General features: G+C 59.9%; 18 protein-coding genes. 4 read left to right on the forward strand and 14 right to left on the reverse strand.

Annotation, left to right across the window (positions count from 1 at the left end):
• The first annotated feature begins 60 nt into the window (after window positions 1–60).
• On the forward strand, window positions 61–951 hold the full coding sequence (locus tag J5M57_RS08560; RefSeq protein WP_064587515.1) for a tyrosine-type recombinase/integrase: 891 nt from the start codon (window positions 61–63) through the stop codon (window positions 949–951).
• Here J5M57_RS08560 and J5M57_RS08565 read toward each other — a convergent pair whose 3' ends face one another.
• From J5M57_RS08565 to J5M57_RS08590, 6 genes are all read right to left on the reverse strand, one after another.
• Window positions 952–2,010, reverse strand: coding sequence for an ABC transporter ATP-binding protein (locus tag J5M57_RS08565; protein ID WP_207850036.1), 1,059 nt, complete (start codon window positions 2,008–2,010; stop codon window positions 952–954).
• Window positions 2,007–3,602, reverse strand: a complete 1,596-nt coding sequence (locus J5M57_RS08570) for an iron ABC transporter permease (protein ID WP_207850035.1) — start codon at window positions 3,600–3,602, stop codon at window positions 2,007–2,009. The genes J5M57_RS08565 and J5M57_RS08570 overlap by 4 nt, the downstream gene beginning before the upstream one ends.
• Window positions 3,603–3,605: 3 nt before the next feature.
• A complete protein-coding gene (locus tag J5M57_RS08575; protein ID WP_083369137.1) occupies window positions 3,606–4,619 on the reverse strand; it encodes an iron ABC transporter substrate-binding protein in 1,014 nt (337 codons plus the stop codon).
• Window positions 4,620–4,805: 186 nt separating this feature from the next.
• Window positions 4,806–6,323, reverse strand: a complete 1,518-nt coding sequence (locus tag J5M57_RS08580; protein ID WP_207850034.1) for a glycosyltransferase family 39 protein — start codon at window positions 6,321–6,323, stop codon at window positions 4,806–4,808.
• The gene (gene arnT / locus J5M57_RS08585; RefSeq protein WP_207850033.1) at window positions 6,320–8,041 is read right to left on the reverse strand and encodes a lipid IV(A) 4-amino-4-deoxy-L-arabinosyltransferase; all 1,722 of its coding nucleotides are present in this window, start codon (window positions 8,039–8,041) and stop codon (window positions 6,320–6,322) included. The genes J5M57_RS08580 and arnT overlap by 4 nt, the downstream gene beginning before the upstream one ends.
• Before the next feature lie 298 nt (window positions 8,042–8,339).
• On the reverse strand, window positions 8,340–8,882 hold the full coding sequence (locus J5M57_RS08590; RefSeq protein ID WP_243435290.1) for a histidine phosphatase family protein: 543 nt from the start codon (window positions 8,880–8,882) through the stop codon (window positions 8,340–8,342).
• A 454-nt stretch (window positions 8,883–9,336) separates the two neighbouring features.
• On the opposite strand from J5M57_RS08590, the gene J5M57_RS08595 reads away from it, so the two are divergent.
• Window positions 9,337–10,650 (forward strand): HAMP domain-containing sensor histidine kinase, encoded by a 1,314-nt coding sequence (locus tag J5M57_RS08595; RefSeq protein WP_169841737.1) that lies wholly within the window; start codon window positions 9,337–9,339, stop codon window positions 10,648–10,650.
• Here J5M57_RS08595 and J5M57_RS08600 read toward each other — a convergent pair.
• From J5M57_RS08600 to J5M57_RS08620, 5 genes are all read right to left on the reverse strand, one after another.
• Complete coding sequence (locus J5M57_RS08600; protein ID WP_207850031.1) at window positions 10,608–11,159, reverse strand: PqiC family protein; 552 nt, start codon at window positions 11,157–11,159, stop codon at window positions 10,608–10,610. The genes J5M57_RS08595 and J5M57_RS08600 overlap by 43 nt on opposite strands.
• Before the next feature lie 16 nt (window positions 11,160–11,175).
• Window positions 11,176–12,831 (reverse strand): MlaD family protein, encoded by a 1,656-nt coding sequence (locus J5M57_RS08605; RefSeq protein WP_207850030.1) that lies wholly within the window; start codon window positions 12,829–12,831, stop codon window positions 11,176–11,178.
• 196 nt (window positions 12,832–13,027) lie between these two features.
• A complete protein-coding gene (locus tag J5M57_RS08610) occupies window positions 13,028–14,329 on the reverse strand; it encodes an FAD-binding oxidoreductase (protein WP_207850029.1) in 1,302 nt (433 codons plus the stop codon).
• On the reverse strand, window positions 14,326–15,414 hold the full coding sequence (locus J5M57_RS08615) for a polyamine ABC transporter substrate-binding protein (protein WP_064587525.1): 1,089 nt from the start codon (window positions 15,412–15,414) through the stop codon (window positions 14,326–14,328). The genes J5M57_RS08610 and J5M57_RS08615 overlap by 4 nt, the downstream gene beginning before the upstream one ends.
• A gap of 156 nt (window positions 15,415–15,570) precedes the next feature.
• Complete coding sequence (locus tag J5M57_RS08620) at window positions 15,571–16,929, reverse strand: glutamine synthetase family protein (RefSeq protein ID WP_207850028.1); 1,359 nt, start codon at window positions 16,927–16,929, stop codon at window positions 15,571–15,573.
• A gap of 161 nt (window positions 16,930–17,090) precedes the next feature.
• Between J5M57_RS08620 and J5M57_RS08625 the strand changes: the two genes are divergently transcribed.
• Complete coding sequence (locus J5M57_RS08625; protein ID WP_083369128.1) at window positions 17,091–17,987, forward strand: helix-turn-helix domain-containing protein; 897 nt, start codon at window positions 17,091–17,093, stop codon at window positions 17,985–17,987.
• 94 nt (window positions 17,988–18,081) lie between these two features.
• Window positions 18,082–18,597 carry a cupin domain-containing protein gene (locus J5M57_RS08630; protein ID WP_207850027.1) on the forward strand — a complete coding sequence of 172 codons (516 nt, stop codon included), beginning with the start codon at window positions 18,082–18,084 and terminating at the stop codon, window positions 18,595–18,597.
• A gap of 184 nt (window positions 18,598–18,781) precedes the next feature.
• Here the strand turns inward: J5M57_RS08630 and J5M57_RS08635 are convergent, their stop codons facing one another.
• From J5M57_RS08635 to J5M57_RS08645, 3 genes are all read right to left on the reverse strand, one after another.
• A complete protein-coding gene (locus J5M57_RS08635) occupies window positions 18,782–19,393 on the reverse strand; it encodes a dTMP kinase (RefSeq protein ID WP_207850026.1) in 612 nt (203 codons plus the stop codon).
• 280 nt (window positions 19,394–19,673) lie between these two features.
• The gene (locus tag J5M57_RS08640; RefSeq protein WP_083369123.1) at window positions 19,674–20,054 is read right to left on the reverse strand and encodes a nuclear transport factor 2 family protein; all 381 of its coding nucleotides are present in this window, start codon (window positions 20,052–20,054) and stop codon (window positions 19,674–19,676) included.
• A gap of 48 nt (window positions 20,055–20,102) precedes the next feature.
• Complete coding sequence (locus tag J5M57_RS08645) at window positions 20,103–21,206, reverse strand: alkene reductase (protein ID WP_207850025.1); 1,104 nt, start codon at window positions 21,204–21,206, stop codon at window positions 20,103–20,105.
• Window positions 21,207–21,217 lie beyond the last annotated feature (11 nt).

Below are 21,217 nucleotides of genomic sequence, written 5' to 3' on the forward strand. Positions count from 1 at the left end.
AAGGTTTAACGTTTGATTGATTTAGTTGCTGCAACCCCCGTCGCTCCAAAAACCAACCCGATGAGCCTGTATCTCGCGCGTTTGGCGCCTTCTAGCCAACTCACCATGCGCTACGTGCTGCAAGATGCGGCGGATCGCCTGGGGTTTGAAGACATGAATGTCGAAGAGATTCCCTGGCACGCCTTGCAACCGGAAGATGTTGTAGCGCTGGTCGCGGCATTGCGTGAAGACAACTACGCACCGAACACTTCTTCGCTGTATGTCAATGCGGTGCGCGGGGTCATGAATGAGGCCTGGCGCATGAGCCTGATCAGCCAGGAACATCTGTTGAAGATGCGCTCGGTCAAGGGCATCGCCGGCACGCGGCTATCACAGGGGCGCAATCTCAAGCGCACGCTGATTCACGAATTGATGGAAGTCTGCGCCGCCGACCCACGTCCGCAGGGCCTGCGCGACGCCGCAATCATTGCGTTGCTGTACGGCACGGGCATGCGCAAGTCGGAGTCAGTGGACCTGGACCTGAATCAGGTCGACTTTCAGGAGCGCAGCCTGTGCGTCACCGCCAAAGGCAACAAGCAGTTGATCAAGTACGCGCCGGCATGGGCGTTCAGCAAGCTCGATGCGTGGCTGGAGTTGCGCCGTTCCCAGCTCAAGGAAGGCGAGCACGACGATGCGTTCCTGTTCAACCGCATTCGCCGTGGCAGCCACATCACCCGCGAGCGCATCACCAAGCATGCGATCTACTACATCGCTCGCCAGCGCGGCACGCAGGTCGGGGTGAAGATCATGCCCCACGATTTCCGTCGCTCGTTCATCACTCGGGTGATCGAGGAGCACGACCTGTCGATTGCGCAGAAGCTGGCGCATCACAGCAACATCCAGACCACCGCCAACTACGATGTGCGTGATGACAACGAGCGGCGGCGGGCGGTGGATCGCTTCGACCTGTGATCAGCTCAGGCCAAACACATGCGCTGCGCCAAGGACCGACAGTTGCACCGCGCTGCCGGCGGGCGGCGCGTGCATGCCGGTGCTGCGCACCAGGATCGAACGGGCCGCATCCTGAGTAGCGGATGAGCTCAGCTCGACCGTCAAGGTGCAGGTGTTGCCGGCGAAATCACGGTCGATGACCTGCGCATGGCAGTCTTGGCTGTCAGAAGCCACTTCGACGATCTGCAATTGCTCGGGGCGCAGCATGATCTGCGCGGCGCCGCTGAAACCGTTGCTGTTCACCGCCACCTGACCCAGATCGCAATGCGCCCAACCCGCCTCGATCCGCGCGGGCAGCACCACGGCTTCGCCGAGAAAGTGCGCGGTCTGCTCATCGTCTGGATAGCGGTAGAGGTCCATTGGATGCCCGGACTGCACCAGCCGCCCGGCACGCATCACCGCCAGTTGATCGGCAAACGACAAGGCTTCGCTCTGATCGTGGGTCACCAGAATCGTGGTGACGCCAGCGTCTTCGAGCAAGCGCGCGACCATTTTGCGCATGGCGCTGCGCAAACCGGTGTCGAGGGCGGAAAACGGTTCGTCGAGCAGCATCAGCCGTGGTTGTTGCGCCAGAGCACGGGCCAGCGATACCCGCTGTTGCTGGCCGCCGGACAGTTCGTGGGGCCAACGGTTGGCCATGTTGGCGTCGAGGGCGACGCTGTCCATCAATTGCAGAATGCGTTGATGGCGCGCCGCGCCGGTCAGGGCCAGGCCGAAACCGATGTTCGCCGCCACGGTCATGTGCGGGAACAACGCGCCGTCCTGCGGGACGTAGCCGATCTGCCGTTGATAGGCCGGCACCGCGTGGGTGCGGTCGACCAGTGTCTGGCCGTTGAGGGTGAGGCTGCCGGTATCGGGAAACTCAAACCCGGCGATCATCCGCAACAGCGTGGTCTTGCCGGAGCCGGAGGGGCCGACGATCACCGTGCGGCTGCCAGTCGGCACGTTGAGGCTGACGTCGTCGAGCGCCTTTTGCGCACCGAAGGTTTTACTGAGATTGAGCAGTTCGAGAGCGTTCATCGGCCAGCGGTACGCCTGGATTGGTGATAGAGAATGGCCGTCAGCGGCAGTGAAAGCAGGATCATCAGCAGTGCGTACGGCGCCGCAGCGGCGTAATCGATTTCGCTGGTCATCGCCCAGAAACCGGTGGCGAGGGTGCGCGTGCCGTTGGGCGCGAGCAGCAGGGTCGCCGTCAACTCGTTGGTGATCGCCAGAAACACCAGCGCTGCACCGGCGGCAGCACCCGGTGCCGCCAACCGCACGGTGATCAGCCACAATGCGCGCAACGGTGAGCGGCCAAGGCTTTGCGCGATGTTTTCCAGTTCGACCGGGGCCTGCGCGAAACCGGCACGCAGACTGACCAGCGCGCGCGGCAGGAACATCAGCAGATAGGCCAGCAGCACGGTGATGGTGGTCTGATAGATCGGTCGGGCGAAATGGATGGTCACGGTCACCAGTGCCAACGCAACGACAATGCCGGGCAGGGAACTGGTGATGTAATTGCAGCCTTCCAGCAAACGCTGAAGCTTGCCCGGGGCGCGGATCGACAGCCAGGCGATGGGAATCGCCGCGACGCTGGTCAACAACGCGCCGGCCACGCCATACGACAACGTCTGCAGCAGGGCCGGCATTAACTCGTCGCCTTGCCAGACCTGCACACCACCGGCCAGCAGCCAGCGGCCGAGTGTCAGCAACGGCACACCGAGTGCCAGCAGGCAGGTTGTGGCTTGCAGCAGTAACGCCAAAGTTGTCGCGCCGAGCCCCAGTTGCACGCTGCGCTGATCCCGGGCGCTGCCGGAGCCGACTCGGGCATAACGCGCCTGACCACGGGCGGCAGACTCGGCTGTGAGCATCGCCAGACAGCACAGCGCCAGGACTCCGGCGAGCATGTTGGCGGCCGGGCCGTTGAAGGTTGATTTGAACTGATCGAAGATCGCCGTGGTGAACGTGTCGAAACGGATCATCGCGTACAAACCGTACTCGGCCAGCAGGTGCAGGCCGACCAGCAACGCCCCCCCGCAGATCGCCAGCCGCAGCTGCGGCACCACCACCCGAAAGAACACCGCCCATGGCTTGAGGCCCAGCGACTCGGCGACGTCTTCAATCGCCGGATCAAGACGACGCAAAGTCGCGGCAATCGGCAAATACAAAAACGGGAAATACGCGATCACCGACACCAGCACACCGGCCGGCAGACCGTGGATCGACGGAATCAAGCTGACCCACGCATAACTGTGAACGAACGCCGGCACGGCCAGCGGCGCGACCGCCAGCACTGACCACAAGCGTCGGCCGGGCAGGTTGCTGCGCTCGGTCAGCCAGGCCAGGGTTGTTCCGAGCACGATGCACAAGGGCAGGGTGATCAGCACCAGCAGTACCGTGTTGATCAGCAATTCGCCGACCCGTGGGCGGAATATCATGGCTTCGATGGTTGCCCAACCGGTGTACCACGACACGCCGATCACGAACGCAATCGGCAGCAGTGACAGCAACGACACCAGCACCGCCGAGGTCACCACCCACGAGCCGCCGCGCCCGCCACGCCTGCGGGCAGGGTGGAGAAGGCTGGCGGGGGCCGTCGCAACGGCCGGTGCAGGCAAGGTTTCGGGCATCACTTAGAGCAATCCGGCCTGGGTCATCAGCTCGACGGCTTTTTTGCTGTCGAGGGTCGACGCGTCGACTTTCGGCGCATCAAGGGTTTTCAGTGGGGTCAGCTTCGGGTTGGACGGCGCGTCTTTGCCCACGGCGTATTCGAAAGAGGTGCCGGTTTCCAGAACCTCCTGACCTTCCTTGCTGGTGATGTATTTGACGAACTTCTGCGCGTCCTCAAGGTGTTTGCTCGAGGCCAGCACGCCGGCGCCGGAGGTGCTGACGAACGCGCCCGGATCCTGATGTTTGAAGTAGTGCAGGCGGGTGTTGTTGCTGTTCTCGCCGGTCTTGGACTGATCGACGAAGCTGTAATAGTGATAGATCACACCGCTGTCGATCTGCCCGGCGTTCACCGCTTTGAGCACCGCACTGTTGCCGCGATAGATCGTCGCGTTGGTCTTCATGCCCTTGAGCCATTCCAGCGTGGCGGCTTCGCCTTTCTGTTGCAGGACAGCGGCGACGATGGCCTGGAAGTCGGCACCGGCCGGGGAGGCGGCCCAACGCCCTTTCCAGGCCGGGGTGGCGAGGTCGAGCAGGGATTTGGGCAAGTCCTTTTCCGTCAGCTTGCTCGGGTTGTAGACGAACACGGTGGAACGGGCGGCGATGCCGACCCAATTGCCGTGCGCCGGACGGTAGGCGGAATCGACTTGTTCGAGAGTCGCGGGCGCCAACGGGGCAAACAGTTTGGCATTGTCCACCAGCACCATCGCCGGGGAGTTTTCGGTGAGGAAGACGTCCGCCGGCGAGGCGGCGCCTTCCTGCACGAGCTGATTGCCCATTTCGGTGTCATCGCCGTTGCGAATGGTCACCGGGATCCCGGTTTCTTCGGTAAACCCGGCCACCCAGGCTTTGGTAAGCGTCTCATGCTGTGCGTTGTAAACCACCAGACCCACCGAGTCGGCGGCCACCGCGTGCCCGGTGCCGAGCAACGCGGTGACCAGCAATGCGCGCTTGAAGAAGGAGGGAAGGCGTGGATTCATTCGGGCAGCTCCTGTTTTTAGACGTTATGAGCAAATCCTCGCAGGAAACAATGCGAACGATTTGCAAGTATCAAGTCGCGGCAATGTAGGGTGGCAAATGAGAAAAAAACGTCAAAGAAGCCGTTAATACTTGTCATTGCCATTCAAATTTACCGCGACTCTCTACTTTTGTCTTAACGTCGTTGCTCAGGAGTGGGGGATGTAGGCCACGCTTTGGTCTTCACGCCCGTGGAATAGCTGTTCGCCACGGGTGGGCGTGGTGGTGATGACCTGATGATCGGTCTTGAGGCCACCCAGTGGCACCGCATCACCGGAACGGTATTGCGCCACGAAAATCGTGCGTTGCGCATCCCAGTGTTGCCCGCTGGTGCGTTCCAGCCAGGCGATCAGCGTCGCCGTGTCGCCATTGTGCGGGAAGTCCTGGATCGTTTCCGGCACGTAGTAGAACGGTGCACCACCGGTTTGCAGGTACATCGGCACTTTGTTGTCGACCTCGATCATGACCATGCGCCATTGATTCAACGGTGCCTGCTGACGGGCCTGTTCACGAACCTGCTCGCCGAAGCGGATAACACCGCCGCCGCTGTTGGTCCACGGGTACAGCACACCCAATATCGCGGCAAGCAACACAGTGGTGACAGCGAAGCCGATCTTCAGCCCACGGCCTGTGCTGTTGCGGGCGCCCAGGCGCCGGGTTACCCACCAGGCACCCAGCAACTGCGCGAAGGGCACCAGCGGCAGGACGTAATAGCTGCGGCGACTGCCACTGGCGGTGAAGAACAGCATCAACAACGCGAGCCCTTGAATCAGCCAGCGGGTATCCGGTTCGACGTGCTTCCAGTTACGCGCGGCCACCCACAGGGCGATCAACCAGCACGGCGCCCAGGGCAGGGTGTAGACCGGCAGGTAGATCAGGTAGGTGTAGATCGGCCCGAACTGATCGAACGGCTGGAAAAACCGCACGACGTTCTCGCGCAGCACTAGGCCGAGGCCGCTTTGTTCGTAGTTGGGCGCGCCGTAGAAGTGCGACAGCACGAACGGCGTCATGTAAAACGCCCCGGCAATCAATAGTGCAGCGAACAGTCGCAGGTTCAGGTGGCGTTTCCAGCGGTGCTCGCTAAGCAGGTGCGGCAACAGCACCAGCCCCGGCAGGACGAAACCGATCAGGCCTTTGAACAGCGATGTCAGCGAGAGCAAGCCGAAGAACACCACGTAGCGCCAGAACCGAGTGTCATCCGGGCCGCGCCAGTACCACCAGACCGCCGCCAGCACACCGCAAACGGTGAGGATGTCGGCGGTGGCGACTCGCGCCCAGAACACGAAGTAGAACGTGGTCGCCAGCATCCAGCCGGCGATCAGTCCGGTGCCCTTGCGAAACAGTTGCTCGCCGATCAGGTACACCAGCCACACGCTGAACCACGCGGAAATGACTGAAGACAGGCGCAACGACCAATGCCCCAGTCCGCCGGTGAACCAGGAGGTGGCGGTGATCAGCCAGTACGACAGCAGCGGCTTGTCGTAGTAAGGACTGCCCTTGAGGTACGGGTCGAAATAGTCGCCGCTTTGCAGCATCTGCAACGCGATGTTGGCCCAGCGGGTTTCCGGGCCCCACAGTTCGCGACTGCCCAGACCGAGCAATAACAGCAGGGCAGTCGCCGCCAGCAGGAGCAGCAGCGGCCCCCGTTCAGTCCTGGTCTGGGTCATGGCTGGCTCTGGCTGAAGATAAGGATTTCCAGTTGGCCACGGCGGTAATGCTTACCGTCGATGGGCAGCAGCTCAAGTTGTTGAGCGTCCGACGTGCTGTTGACCCGCATCACCACACCCACCGAGCCTTTTTTGCGCGCTTCGGTCATCCATTCACCTACGCCGTCGAGGCTGACCTTGCGTGAAGCCATCGCCGGGTCATCAAGCCCGTACTTGAGCTCGCCGACGGTGTTGAAGAGGTCCACCTGCGGGCGGCGCAGACGCCAGGAAAGCGCAGACGCAGCGCCCAGGTCGTTACTCAGCAACGAGGTGGTTTGGCTCAGTTCCTGCTGGTGTTCGGCAATGAACTGATCCGGCATCTTGCTGTTGACGATGGTCGCCGGCATCGCGGCCGGCAGCAGCGCGACGAGCAGGCCAATGCCCAGTGCCGGCATCGCCCACAACGTCAGGGGCCGCACGGTCTGCAGTGCGCCGGCAATCAGCCAGCCAAGCAGCACGATATAACCCAGCGACAGGCTGAACATCTCGGTGTGTTCGTAAATTTCACGGGTCGCCTGCAGATAGATCAGCGCGACCAGCGCAGCACAGGCCAGCATCACGTTGACCACGCCGTTGGTGCGCAAGACGCGACCGTCCTGGCGATCGAGCCAGCCCATCAACGTGTGGCCCATCAACAAGGCCAAGGGCAGCAGGCACGGCATGATGTAAGTCGGCAACTTGCCGCTGCTTGCGCTGAAAAATGCCAGCGGGAGCAGGAACCACAAGGCGAGGAAGGCGATTTTCGGATCGCGCTTTTCGCGCCAGGTGCGCAGCAGTGTCGACGGCAACAGCAGTGCCCAGGGCAAGGTGCAAGCAAACAGCAACGGCAGATAGAACCACCATGGGCGCGCGTGCTGTGCATCTTCACCGGCAGCAAAGCGGCGGATGTGTTCGTGCCAGAAGAAGAACCGCCAGAAATCCGGTTCACGGGCATGCACGGCCAGGGCCCACGGCACGCTGACCAGAGCGGCCACCGCAACGGCCACCAAGCCATAGCGCACCAGTTCACCAAAACGCCGCTGCCAGACCATGTAGGGCAGGGCGATCAGCACCGGCAGCAGCAGGGCGAGAAAACCCTTGGTCATCAAACCCATGCCGCAAGCCAGCCCCAACAGCGCCCAGCTCCCGAGGCGCGCGCGCGGGTTGTTGCTGTCGATGGCAAACCAGATCGCGACCAGGCTCAGGTTGACCCACAAGGTGAACTGCGGATCAAGGTTGGCATAGCCGGCTTGCCCTGCGATCAGACCGAAGCTCATATAAAGAAGGGCGCACGCCGCGCTGGTGCGCGGGTTGTTCCACAGACGACGGGCCAGCAGGTAGGCCAGCCACACACTCACGCCGGTGCTGAGCGCCGAGGCGATACGCACGCCGAACAGGTTTTCACCGAAAATCGCCTGGCCGATGGCGATCATCCAGTAGCCGGCAATCGGTTTTTCGAAATAGCGGATGCCCATGAAATGCGGCGCCACCCAGTTGCCGCTCTGCAGCATTTCCTGGCTGATCTGCCCATAACGGGTTTCATCGGGAATCCACAGGCCGTGGGTCATCAGCGGCAGCAGATAAAACACCACGAATGCCAGCACCAGACCGGGGATTGCAAAGCGTTCGATCAAGGTGCTCTGGTGGAGGCGCGGCAAATTCAACGCTGCATGGTGCAGCGGTTTGTTCTCAGACGTCATGACTGGGCCTTGGTGCAGTACAAAGTGTGCGTTTCAGTGAAGCGCCTGGCGATTTCCGTAGCAGGCGTGTCACCGGGTTGGATGAATGCAGGTGCGAGTACGTCCAGTGGGCGTGACCTGTATTCAGAGAACTGGCGTGCTCCCAGCTCTAAGTTCTCTCTAAAAAGACAAGCTTTAAACTGGAATATGTCCAGTTTTCGAAACTAAAAAACATGTCTTATTACAAATTGGCGGCCGCCAATGCGCCGGCTAGAGGCTTTCCTGCGCAATACCGCGAAGTTGTGCAAAAAACGGCTTGTTATTTATTCATGTGTTGCCAGCCTTCGGGATTCATGATGCCGATGACTTTAAGTTGGCCTTGCGCATCTATCCGGGTTAAAACAGCGCTGCCATATTCGGCAGCCACCGCCCGTGGATAGCCGGTTTGCCGTTCAAAATCGGCGATGCAGCCGCTGTGGGTCACCAGGATCATGTTCTGCCCGGGCGTCTTGTGCGCCACCATCTCATCACGGATCGTCGGGCCACAGGTTTCCAGCCACTCCTGGGCTACTGCATCGTGACCGAGCATGTAATGCGCAGTCTGCATGGTGCGTGTCAGCGGGCTGCTGAACAGCTCGGTTTTCTCCAGGCCCAGTTGCTCAAAGCCACGGCCGACGCTGGCTGCAGCAACGCTGCCGACCTGAGTGATGCCGTCCGCCGGCCCCAGACAGGTATTGGTCGAGCGGTCGCAACGCTCGGTATGACGCACCAGTGCGACGACTTCACCGGCCTGCCAGGCGCTCACCCATTCCTGGGTGGCAGACGCGCTGACATAGCGCAGATTGGCGGGCGAGCGTTGCATCCAGACGAAGCCGCAAATCAGGCTGATCAGCAGCAACCCGACAGCAATGATTGCCCAAGTGCGCGGACGAGACAGGTCCCATCGTCTGGGCGCTGATTGTACGTGTGCTAATTCAACCAAAACGTTGCCCCTTGTCATTCCCGAGTTCCATTCAGTTCGCACAGTGCAACGTAAGCTCGAGGAGGTTAGTTACTTTACGGTGGCGTACTTGAATGGCTGCTGAACACTACGTTCAGAGTCGTGTCGGAGCAGTGAAGAACATGTGAAAAATTTGCGAGGGCCAAGTGTGTTTTAACTAAAACGGGTATTTGATAAATAAACTCAAATAGCCGTTTTGTTTATCGGCGCTACTTAACAACGGCGGCGATGGAGGCGAAGCTGCGCCCGTTGGGCAACGGCATCGCGCGATACCTTGTCTATTGTTCTGATATCAGCCCAGGAGTCATCGAGCCGGATGGACCTCAAGCAAAGCCTCGCCAATCGCATCGTGATTGTGTTCGCCTTGATGAGCGCTCTGGTTGCCGGTGTGTTCGCCATGGGCATTGTCGCCACCGTGCATGTCGTGGAACACAAGTTGACCATGACCGCCCTGAGCGGTGGTTTGCGCCGGTTGCTGGCGATGGACGACATCAGTCAATGGCGGCATGAGCCGGAAAAAAGCGAATTGTTTTTTTTCGAGAAAGGCCCCGGTCCCATGGCGCTGACGGAGCCACTGGCGAGCCTGCCCCTGGGGTTCCAGGAAATAACGTTCAACGGTGATGACTTCTACGCCATGGTCGATGCGGTCGGCGGCCGCAAATACGTGCTGCTGCGCAATCAGGAAAGCTTTGAACAGCGTGAGCACCTGCTATTTGTCGTGGTGATCGTCGGCTTCATCCTCAGCGTCATGTTGGCCGTCGCCCTCGGCAGGCTGTTGGCGCGGCAGGTCATGGCGCCAGTGATTCGCCTGGCGGGGCAGGTGCGTCATCGCGATCAGTTGATCGCGTTGGCCCCGGCACTGCATCCCGATTACGCCGATGACGAAGTCGGGGCGCTGGCACTGTCTTTTGACCAGACCCTTGGCCGGTTACGCGAAACCCTGAATCGGGAAAAGCTCTTCACCAGTGACGTGAGCCATGAACTGCGCACGCCGCTTATGATTCTGGCCAGCTCCTGCGAGTTGTTGCTGGCCAACCCCTCGCTTGACCCGCGCTCCACCGAGCAGGTCAAACGCATTGCCCGGGCCAGCGCCGAAATGCGCCAACTGGTCGAGACCTTTTTGATGCTGGCACGCAAACCCGAAGAACTTGGCACCGAATCCACCTGCACGCTCAAGAATATTGCCGATGCACAGGTGGAAATCTGGGGGCGATTGATTCGCGAAAAGGGTCTGGAGTTTATCTACGAGCCGCAACTGGCGGGCACCACGCGCTATGACCTGACGTTCTTGCAGTCGGTGATGGGCAATCTGTTGCGCAATGCCTGGCACTACACCGATCAGGGCTTTGTGCGGCTGATCTTGCTCAAGGACAGTTTCGTGGTCGAGGACAGCGGTATCGGAATTCCGGAAGAGAAACGCCACGCGATGTTTCAGCCATTCGTGCGCGGTGATGAACAGCGTGGTGAAGGGCTTGGGCTGGGATTGTCGCTGGTGCAGCGAATCTGCAGCCATCAGCACTGGCAGGTGCAACTGGTGACCCGCGAGCCCAACGGTTGCCGTTTCACCGTCACGCTGTTGGCGGCGACTCAGGGCGTCGAAGGACAGGCGCGCGAGTTGCCCGCCGCCTGACTGATCAACGCCGCCAGGCGCCGGACGTTGTTCTGTTGCGCGACCACCAGATCGTCAATCCCCGGGCCGGACGGCGTTTGCAACGTGGAACGGCACGTCAGCAAGCTGTTGTCCGCCGCACCGCTGGGGCGCAGGCGCCATTTGACGTCGATCAGCCCGTACTGGCCGGGAATCGAATCAAACCGCTGCACGTCGATGCGCACCGAGACATTGCCGCGAGTGCCGGTATTGCTCAGTTGATCGCTGAGTGCACTGCGCAACTCATCCGCCAGGCTTGCGCCCCACCATTGGGTTTCCAGAATCGCCAGGCCGCTGCTGCCCTGACGAATGACAATTTGCGGGCGGTCGACTTGCGGCGGCACGGTGATCCCCTCAATGGGAATCTGCGCGCCGGCCCGGGTGTTGGTTAATTGCACCGGCGTCAGGGTGTGAAAGTTGATCGGGTCGCTGCGGCAGGCGCCAAGGAGCAGGAACGCAGCGAGCACGGTGATCTTCAGCGGTAAAGCCATGGGGTAGCTCCTGTGCTCAATTGCGCGGCGGTCCTTTCAGGTCCAGCGGTGCAGCGTTGTCCGGACGTCCGCGGATCAGCGATTCCGGATGGCGGCCGAGATAATCCGAGAGCTCTCGCAGGGAGCGCGACATGCGCCCGAGTTCGTCGAGGGTTTCCGTGAGTTTTTCCCGCTGTGGCGAATCTTCGGCCAGTGTCGAGCTGGCCGATTGCAGGGTTTTGCTGACGTCGGCCAAGGTGTTCTGCACGCCCGGCAGGGTTTTCGCGTTGAACTGGGTCAGGCCTTTGCGCAGCTCGACGAGGTTGCTGTCGAGGTTGCCGGCAATGCGCTCAACCGGCAGCTTGTTGAGCTTGTCGACCATCGATTCGAGTTTTTCCTGCAACTGTTCGAGGCTGCCCGGAACGGTCGGCAGGACGACCGGGCGAGCCACAGGATCGAACGCGACTTTCTGCGCTTTCGGGAAGAAATCCAGCGCGATGTACAGTTGCCCGGTCAGCAGGTTGCCGCTCCGCGCCTGGGCGCGCAGGCCGTTATCGACGAAGGTGCCCAGCAGGCGGATGCCGGCCGCTTCATCGTCAGGGTCGTGCTTGAATTCGGTCAGCATCTTTTTGTAGGCCTGACCGAGGCGTTGCGGGTAAATGACGATCCCGACGTTAAGCGGGAAGGTGCGTTGCTTCGCATCGAAATCCAGGTTGATACCCACCACCCGGCCGATTTCCATACCGAGAAACTCGACCGGCGCATCGACCTTGAGTCCGCGCAGCGACTGGTCGAAACGCAACACCATGTATTGCGCCTTGCCGTTGGGCGGGGCGAGGGCGGTCTGTTGGTCACCGAACAGCTCGAAATCCTTGTCATCGGCGGCAGCCACATCGTTGGGGCTGTAGTCCGGCGCACGGAATGCGATACCGCCCACCAGCATGGTCGACAGTGATTCGGTCTTCACGGCAAAGCCGTTGGCGCCGACATTGATGTCGATGCCGCTGGCGTTCCAGAATCGGGTGTTTTCGGTAACGAACGCGTCGTTCGGCGAGTGTATGAACACTTCGATATCCACCCCTTTGCCTTCGGGGTTGAGGGCGTAGGTGACGACCTGGCCGACCGGAATCTTGCGGTAGTAAACCGGGGAACCGATGTCCAGCGAACCGAGATCCGGCGCGTGCAGCATGAAGCGCTTGCCGGGTTCGCCGTAGGTGATGGGCGGCGGATTTTCCAGACCCTTGAAGTGTTTGGCGCGGTTGTTGGCCTGACCGATATCGGCGCCGATGTAATCGCCGGAGAGCAGGGTGTCGATGCCCGAGACGCCGCCGGCGCCGATTCGTGGGCGCACCACCCAGAACTGTGAGTCTTCGCGAGTGAAGGTTTCGGCCTGTTTGGACAGTTTGATGGTGGCGTCGACGCTCTTCTGGTCGCCGCTCAACTCGACACCCGTCACCTGGCCGATGACCACATTGCGGTATTTGACCTCGGTTTTGTTAGCCGTCAGGCCGCTGCCGGTCTTGAAATTGACGACGATCGTCGGGCCTTCCTGCAGCACGTTGTGCACCACCAGCGAAATACCGACCAGCACCGCCACGATCGGTACGATCCACACCAGTGAAATGCTGAAACGTCGAGTCTTGATCGGCGCTTGGCCTGGCGCTGGTGATTCGTCGGCGGCTGACGACTTCATCCGTGTCCTCCTCGGTTTATCGGGCACTGAGCGTCAGGAACGCAAAAGCACTTCATCAATATAGAAGTGCTTGGCGATAGAGCAAATAGCGAGGAGCTGGTTACGTGTAGGAGCTGCCGCAGGCTGCGATCTTTTGATCTTGATTTTTAAAGATCAAAAGATCGCAGCCTGCGGCAGCTCCTACAGGGGGATGCGTTCAGCCGACAAGTTCGCGCAGGCGATACCAGAACATGCCCAGTGCCAGCAGCGGCGAGCGCAGGGCCGGACCGCCGGGGAAGGTCATGTGCGGCACCGCGCTGAACACGTCCATGCCCCGACTGTGGCCGGCATGAATGGCCTCGCCCAGCAGCTTGGCGCACCAGTGCGTGACGTTCAGGCCGTGGCCGGAATAACCCTGGGCGTAGAACACGTTCGGCTGCTGCTTGAGGCGGCCGACCTGCGGGAAGCGGTTGGCGGTGATGCCGATCTTGCCGCCCCATTGATAGTCGATGCGCACATCCGCCAACTGCGGGAAGACTTTCAGCATCTTCGGGCGCATATAGGCGGCGATGTCCGCCGGGTCGCGTCCTGAATAGTGGCAGGCACCACCGAACAATAAACGCTGGTCCGCCGAGAGCCGGTAGTAATCGAGGCCGACTTTCTGATCGCAAAGCGCAAGATTCTGCGGGATCAACTGCGCGGCGCGTTCCTCGGACAACGGCTCGGTGGCGATAATGTAGCTGCCGGCGGGCAGTACCTTGCCGCTGAGCTGCTGTTCGAGTTCATCCAGGTGCGCGTTGCAACCGAGCACCAGACTGCCGGCGCGGACGCTGCCCGTGGCGCAGCGCACCTGAACGGTTTCGCCGTGGATGATCTGCAGCACCGGGCTCTGCTCGAAAATCCGCACGCCGAGGGACGCCGCCAGACGCGCCTCGCCCTGCACCAGATCCAGCGGATGCAGATGGCCGGAACCCATGTCCACCAGCCCCCCGGCGTAGACGTCGGCGTTGACCACTTGCTGGCGGATCTGCTCGGGGCCGACCAGCCGGGTTTCGTGGCGGTAGCCGAGTTCGCCCAGGCTGACTTGTTCGTCCTTGAACGCGGCGAACTGCGCAGCAGTGTTGGCCAGCTCACAGAAGCCCCAGCGCAGGTCGCATTCGATGTTGTGATCAGTGATGCGCTGACGCACCAGTTCCACCGATTCGATCCCGGCGCGCTGCAAGTAACGCACGCCGTCATTGCCGACATAACGGGCAAAGCCCTCGACCTCATGGCCAATGCCACGGATCAACTGCCCGCCGTTGCGCCCACTGGCGCCCCAGCCGATGCGCCGGGCTTCGATCAACACCACCGACAACCCGCGCTGAGCGAGTTCGATGGCAGTGTTGACCCCGGTGAAACCACCGCCGATCACGCAGACATCTACGCTCAGGTCGCCGTCCAGCTTGGGGTAAGGAGTGCTCGCCCGCGCCGAAGCAGCGTAATAGGAGCGGGCGTGTTCTTGGGTGTGCTGATTCATTTGTTCGACTTCACTTTGCTCCAGGACCGGGTCATCAGACGCATGATCGCCTGGGGCGGGGTAGAGGAGATGTAGAGCTTGTCCAGCACCGCCTGGGACGGGTAGACCTCGGGATTGTTGACCAGCGCCTGATCCATGTACTGCTTGGCAGCCGGGTTCGGGTTGGCGTAACCGACCGACGCGCTGACCTTGGCGATCACTTGCGGATCGAGCAGGTAATTAATGAAGGCGTGGGCTTCCTTGGGGTTGGCGGCGTCAGCCGGGATGGCCAGCAGGTCGAACCACAGGTTGGCGCCTTCCTTGGGAATGGAGTAGGCAATGTTCACACCGTTCTTGGCTTCCTTGGCGCGGTTGGCGGCCTGGAATACGTCGCCGGAGTAGCCGAACGCCACGCAGATGTCGCCGTTGGCCAGGTCCGACACGTATTTGGAGGAGTGGAAGTAGGTGATGTACGGGCGGATGCTCAGCAGTTTCGCTTCGGCCTTTTTATAGTCTTCCGGGTTTTCGCTGCGTGGGTCCATGCCCATGTAGTTGAGGATCGCCGGGAACACTTCGTCCGCCGAGTCCATCATCGACACGCCGCACTGGGTAAGTTTTTTCAGGTTTTCCGGCTCGAACAGCACCGCCCAGGAATCGATGTGGTCGATGCCCAGCACTTGTTTGACCTTGTCGACGTTGTAACCGATGCCGTTGGTGCCCCACAGGTAAGGCACCGAGTGCGTGTTCTGCGGGTCGTTTTTCTCCAGCAGCGCGAGCAATTTCGGGTCGAGATTTTTCCAGTTCGGCAATTGCTCGCGATCCAGCTTGAGGAACGCGCCGGCCTTCACCTGACGAGCCAGGAAGTGGTTGGACGGCACCACCACGTCGTAGCCGGTGCGGCCGGCGAGCAGTTTGCCTTCCAGGGTTTCGTTGGAATCGAAAACGTCGTAGATCACCTTGATGCCGGTCTTGGCCTGGAAGTCGGCGAGGGTGGTTTCACCGATGTAGTCGGTCCAGTTGTAGACGCTGACTTGTGGCTGGGCCAGGGCAGCAGTGCTGCACAACAGCGCCAGTGCGGCGGGAACCATGGATTTCAGTAGACGCATATCGACACCTCTTGAAGTTATTGGATTTTTTCAGGTGGTTCGCGATTCCCCTTGTGGGAGTGAACCTGCTGGCGAAAGCGGAGGGTCAGACAACGTCGATGGTGACTGTGCTGACGCCTTCGCGAGCAGGCTCGCTCCTACAGGGGATTGGGGGGATCAGACGCTCAGCAACAGGAACTCGCGCTCCCACGAACTGATCACGCGCTTGAAGTTTTCGTGTTCGGCGCGTTTCACCGCGACGTAGCCGCGTACGAACTTGTTGCCCAGGTACTCGGCAACGGTGGCGCACTCTTCCATTTGTGTCAGCGCGTCTTCGATGGTGATCGGCAGGCGCAGGTTGCGGCGCTCGTAGGCTCGGCCCTCAACGGCCGCGCTCGGTTCGATGCCTTCAACCATGCCGATGTAGCCACACAGCAGGCTCGCGGCGATCGCCAGGTACGGGTTGGCGTCGGCGCCCGGCAAACGGTTCTCCACGCGCATGGCTTCCGGGCCGGAGGTTGGCACTCGCAGGCCGACGGTGCGGTTCTCTTCGCCCCATTCAACGTTCACCGGTGCCGAGGTGTCCGGCAGGAAGCGGCGGAACGAGTTCACGTTGGGCGCGAACATCGGCAGCACTTTCGGGATGTACTTCTGCAGCCCACCGATGTGATGGCGGAACAGATCGCTCATCTTGCCGTCGGTATCGGCGAAGATCGGCTTGCCGGTCGAAATCTCCAACACGCTCTGGTGCAGGTGCATGGCGCTGCCAGGCTCGTCGCCAATCGGCTTGGCCATGAAGGTGGCGGTGACGTTGTGCTTGAGCGCGGCTTCACGCAGGGTGCGCTTGAACACGGTGATCTGATCGGCCAGATCCAGTGCGTCGCCGTGACGGAAGTTGATTTCCATCTGCGCCGGACCGTCTTCGTGAATCAGTGTGTCGAGGTCCAGGCCTTGCAGTTCGCACCAGTCGTAGACGTCTTCGAACAGTGGATCGAATTCGTTGGCTGCGTCGATGGAGAAGGATTGACGGCCGCTTTCCGCGCGCCCCGAACGACCCAGTGGTGCCTTGAGCGGCAGGTCCGGGTCTTCGCAGCGCTGGGTCAGGTAGAACTCCATTTCCGGCGCCACAATCGGCTTCCAGCCTTTATCGGTGTACAGCTGCAGGACTTTCTTCAGCACGTTGCGCGGCGACAGCTCGATCGGATTGCCGAACTTGTCGAAGGTGTCGTGGATGACGATGGCAGTCGGCTCGATCGCCCATGGAATCACGTACACCGCGTCGGCGACCGGCTTGCAGACCATGTCGATGTCGGCCGGGTCGAGCAGGTCGTAGTAGATGTCGTCGTCGACAAAATCCCCGGTTACCGTTTGCAGCAGCACACTTTCCGGCAGGCGCATGCCTCGCTCATGCAGGAACTTGTTGGTCGGTGCGATCTTGCCGCGGGCGATGCCGGTCAGGTCGCTGACCACACATTCAACTTCGGTAATCTTGTGATCTTTCAGCCAAGTGAACAGCTGATCGAAAGGGGCATTCATAAAGACCTCGTTATTGGTTTTATAGACGCCGGGGAGGGCGGGTTTCATCTTCCGCCCCTTCCCCTGTGGCGCGTTGACGACTATCTTGGGCGTGCCTTGCAGTTCCATCTATCCACTTTAAGCAGCACCAAAGCGCACCAAAAGAGTGCGCAAGGTCTCCCATGACAACGTGTAATCCGCTACAGGTTCAAGCTTTCAATACCGCTGATGTCACCGAGCAAATCCGCGCCACGCCGGGTTGGGTCCAGCATTACCAGCAGATGTCTCCCGGGCATTTCGCCGGGCAGATTCGCTATTTGGATTTGCAGGGCGTGCAGGTTTACGAAGAACAGATGAATACCCGCGTCGAGCAGAATTTCAGTGCGCCTGCGGGGGCCTTGGCGTTCTGTTTTGATCGCAGCGACAACGCGCTGTATCTGCTCAATGAAGAGAGCCGCAACATCTGGATCACCCCGGAGAACTATCAGGAAATCGCCGTGGTGTTTGGCCCGGAATTCGTCCGGCAACACGGTCTGGATGTTCAACGGCTCGAGGGCTTGTTCATGGCGCCGCTGAACTGCGGGCAGAACGCCTTGTTCAGTCGCTGGTTAAGCTCGACACTCACGAAGTTGACGCAAACCCTTGATCCGCCGAGTAAAGAAGCACTGACCCAGCAGTTGCTGGAGGACTGCCTGTTCATCCTCGACAACGCGCACGTGTGCCTGGACCGCGGCGGTTTGCAGCGCCGCGCAGAAGAACGAAACATCATGAAGCGTGTAGGGGAGTGGGCCGCTGATTCGCCGGAGGACACGCTTAATCTGCTCGAACTCGCGCAAGTCGCCGGTGTGTCACTGCGACAGTTGCAACAAGCTTTCAAGGCCTACACCGGGATGACGCCGAGCCACTGGTTGCGCCTGCGAAGGTTGAACAGCGCACACCGTGAACTGCGCCGGCGCAGCCCGACGGAGACCACCGTCGCTGAGGTCGCGATGCAGTGGTCGTTCTGGCATCTGGGACGGTTTTCCAGCAGTTATCGGGCGTTGTTCAACGAGTTGCCGAGCGAAACGCTAAAGCGGTGAACGTCATCAATTTTCGGCTATCTTCTGTTAACTACACTAAATAGCCGTTTAGTTGAGCTATCACAGTTTTGCTGAACATTCAGGGAGAAGGCCCATGTCTCAACGCAAAAACGCTGCAGATGAGCTGATTTCTGCGCTGAGTCTGGAGCCTCACGTCGAAGGCGGCTATTTTCGCCGAACATTTCAGGCAGATCACCGCGAGATGCTGCAAACAGCGTCAGGTCCACGCTATTTGGTGACGTCGATCTACTATCTGCTGACCGAGCAATCACCGGTGGGTCAGTTTCATTTCAACCAGTCCGACATCCTGCATTATTTCCACTTGGGCGATCCCATCGAGTACAGCCTGATCCACGCCGACGGCTCACTGCAGACATTGATCATGGGCAACGATGTGCTTGCAGGACAGCAGCTGCAATTACACGTACCAGGTGGACTCTGGAAAGCTTCACGCTTGCTGGACGGCACACATGGGTTCGGTTTGATCAGCGAAGCGGTGTCGCCTGGATTTGATTTCGCTGACATGCAAATGGGCGAACGCCAAAAACTTACCGCGCAATTTCCACAGCATCGAATGCTGATCGAAAAGCTGACGCGAAGTGAGGATTGAGTGGCGTACATTTCAAGGATCGCCGGGTATTAGCGTAAGACGTTTGAGAGCGGCTGCTGGAGATTGAAAACGTGCGTGCAACCGGGTTAATCCTGAAACATCTTGTTACGTGTAATGTATATTATGTTAAATGATGTATTACCTTACACACCGCCTGCACCAACGCCTGTCTCCACTCCAACAATCACCCCAGCACTCCATAGATCTCAGAAACCACTTGCATCGTAGCGTCCTCGATTGTTCCCTCATTACGGCACAGAACCCAACCGTGCTCCTTAACCGCTTGCTCGAACATCGCCGTACATGCCACATGCTCTGCGTACTTCTGGATCACAGTGCCGCCCAATCCTCGCGCTCGTGTTGCAGCCCTTGTCCATGAAATATCAGGATCGGTGACGACGCCGACATGCAGGTCCGGCACTCGCACGTCTCGATCCAGGTTCAATTGGAGAATCTCGGCAAACGGGATGGTTTGGCGAAACGCTGCATCAGACGGATACCAGCGATCTATCAGAATAATGCTGTCCAGCGGCTGCTCCGTCAGCACGTTTCGGGAAATCCAGCGACGACTATCAGCCAGGCGCTGGCACACAGCCCATTCCAGATCCTGGGAAGGATTTCTGGCAAGCGTGTTAATCAGGGCCATGGTTTCACCCCTGAAAGGGTCGCTTTTTCTCTCGCAAAGCCGGATGACTTTCTTGTTGCCTGCCCTCAGTGCCTTCGTAACGGCCTCCAACAGTGTGGTTTTGCCGGTGCCCTTGGGCCCATCCAGAGAAACAAACAGTGGACGATTCATTGTTCACATATCGATGGATTTGCGGTTTTCTGCCTCTGTACATTTGCTGGAACCGCTCGGTGCAAGTGCGCGAAAACAGACATGGGCGACCACTCTAACCGCATTTTGGGCCTTCCAATGGCTGAATTCTCACTTCCATGACATGACCCTGCCCTGACCCGACCACCCTCTTCTGCTTGCAAGCCTGGCTGGCGACCGCGCCTACGGGGATTCGGCAACAGGGTTGTCTACTCGCAGTGAAGACGAGGCACCAGGTACCTCGTCAAATGCATTCAACGGCTTAAGCGCTTGGATGGGTGTGGTAGATCTTGCTGACAATCGTCCACTGACCTTCAACTTTCAGCAGATTGAAGAAGTCGGTGAAACGGAATCCTGAAACATTGTCGGTATCGACCCGGGCACTGGCCGCCGTGCCTACGATGTCGATGCGAACGATCGCTGCTTGCGCTTCGGGAGACGGGCGGAAAGCGTTATCGATGACGTCGTACAGGTTCTGGATGGCGCCGCCGACAAGCTTGCCTTCGTCGACCCCGAACATGGTGGCCTGCTGGTTGAATGCGGGCTTCATCAAGGCGCTGTCAGCTTTGGCACCACCGTCGTTGTACTGGCTGAGCACGTCGACGATTGCGTTGTATTCTTGAACGTATGTCGGATTGGACATGAGGTTTTTTCCGAGTGAGTCAATATTGATGAAAGCAAAGCCTGCCGTTCAGGCGTGTGCGGTTGGCCAGTCGATGTAACCTTTGGCACCGCCGCCGTAGTAACTCTCCCGTGGCGCAACGGTGAGCTCGATCCCGCGACGCAGGCGATCCACGAGGTCGGGGTTGGAAATGAACAAACGACCAAACGCCACCGCATCAATCCGCCCCTGTGCACGACGCTCGAGCGCCATCGTCAGGTCGTAGTTGTTGTTGCCAATGAATGCCCCTTCGAACTGCGCACTCAGTGCGTCCAGATCCACGCCTTGCGGAACCGTGCGAGAGGTCGCAGTGGCGCCTTCGACAAAGTGCAGATAAGCCAGATTGAATTGATTGAGCTGTTGAATCAGGTAACCGTAAGTCGCCATCACATTGCTGTCGGTGGGCGTGTTTCCGGCATCGGGTGTGACTGGCGAGAGACGAATACCGACACGATCGCTACCCCAGATCGAAATCACGGCTGCGGTGACTTCCAGCGTCAGTCGAGCCCGGTTCGCGATGGAGCCGCCATAGGCGTCAGTGCGTTGATTGGTGGAATCGCGCAGGAACTGGTCTAGCAGATAGCTGTTGGCGGAATGAACTTCCACACCATCGAAACCGGCCCGCTTGGCATTCTCTGCGGCCAGCTTGTACTGCTCGATGATTCCTGGAATCTCCGAGGTGTCCAGTGCGCGAGGCATCGACACCTCCACAAAGCCCTTCTCGGTGTAAGTGCTGCCTTCAGCCTTGATTGCCGAAGGCGCTACTGGCGCTTGGCCGTCGGGCTGCAGCTCGACACTCGAAAAACGTCCCACGTGCCACAGCTGACTGACGATTTTTCCGCCCGCTGCGTGCACCGCGTCAGTGACTTTTTTCCAGCCAGCTACCTGTTCGTCTGACCAGATACCCGGGGTCATGGCATAGCCACGCCCTTGGGCAGAAATATTCGTCGCTTCCGCGATGATCAAGCCTGCACTGGCACGCTGGGCGTAGTAAGTCGCGTGCATTTCATTGGGTACGCCGTCTTCGGCCATTCGGCTACGTGTGACAGGCGCCATGACAATTCGGTTAGCCAATTGAAGTGCGCCCATTTGCATGGGCGAAAAAAGGTCGGTATCAGAAGCGTTTGGAGTCATAAAACCCTCGA

Origin of the sequence: Pseudomonas sp. 86_A, assembly GCF_017491705.1 — a bacterium.
In the GTDB taxonomy this organism is placed as follows: domain Bacteria; phylum Pseudomonadota; class Gammaproteobacteria; order Pseudomonadales; family Pseudomonadaceae; genus Aquipseudomonas; species Aquipseudomonas koreensis.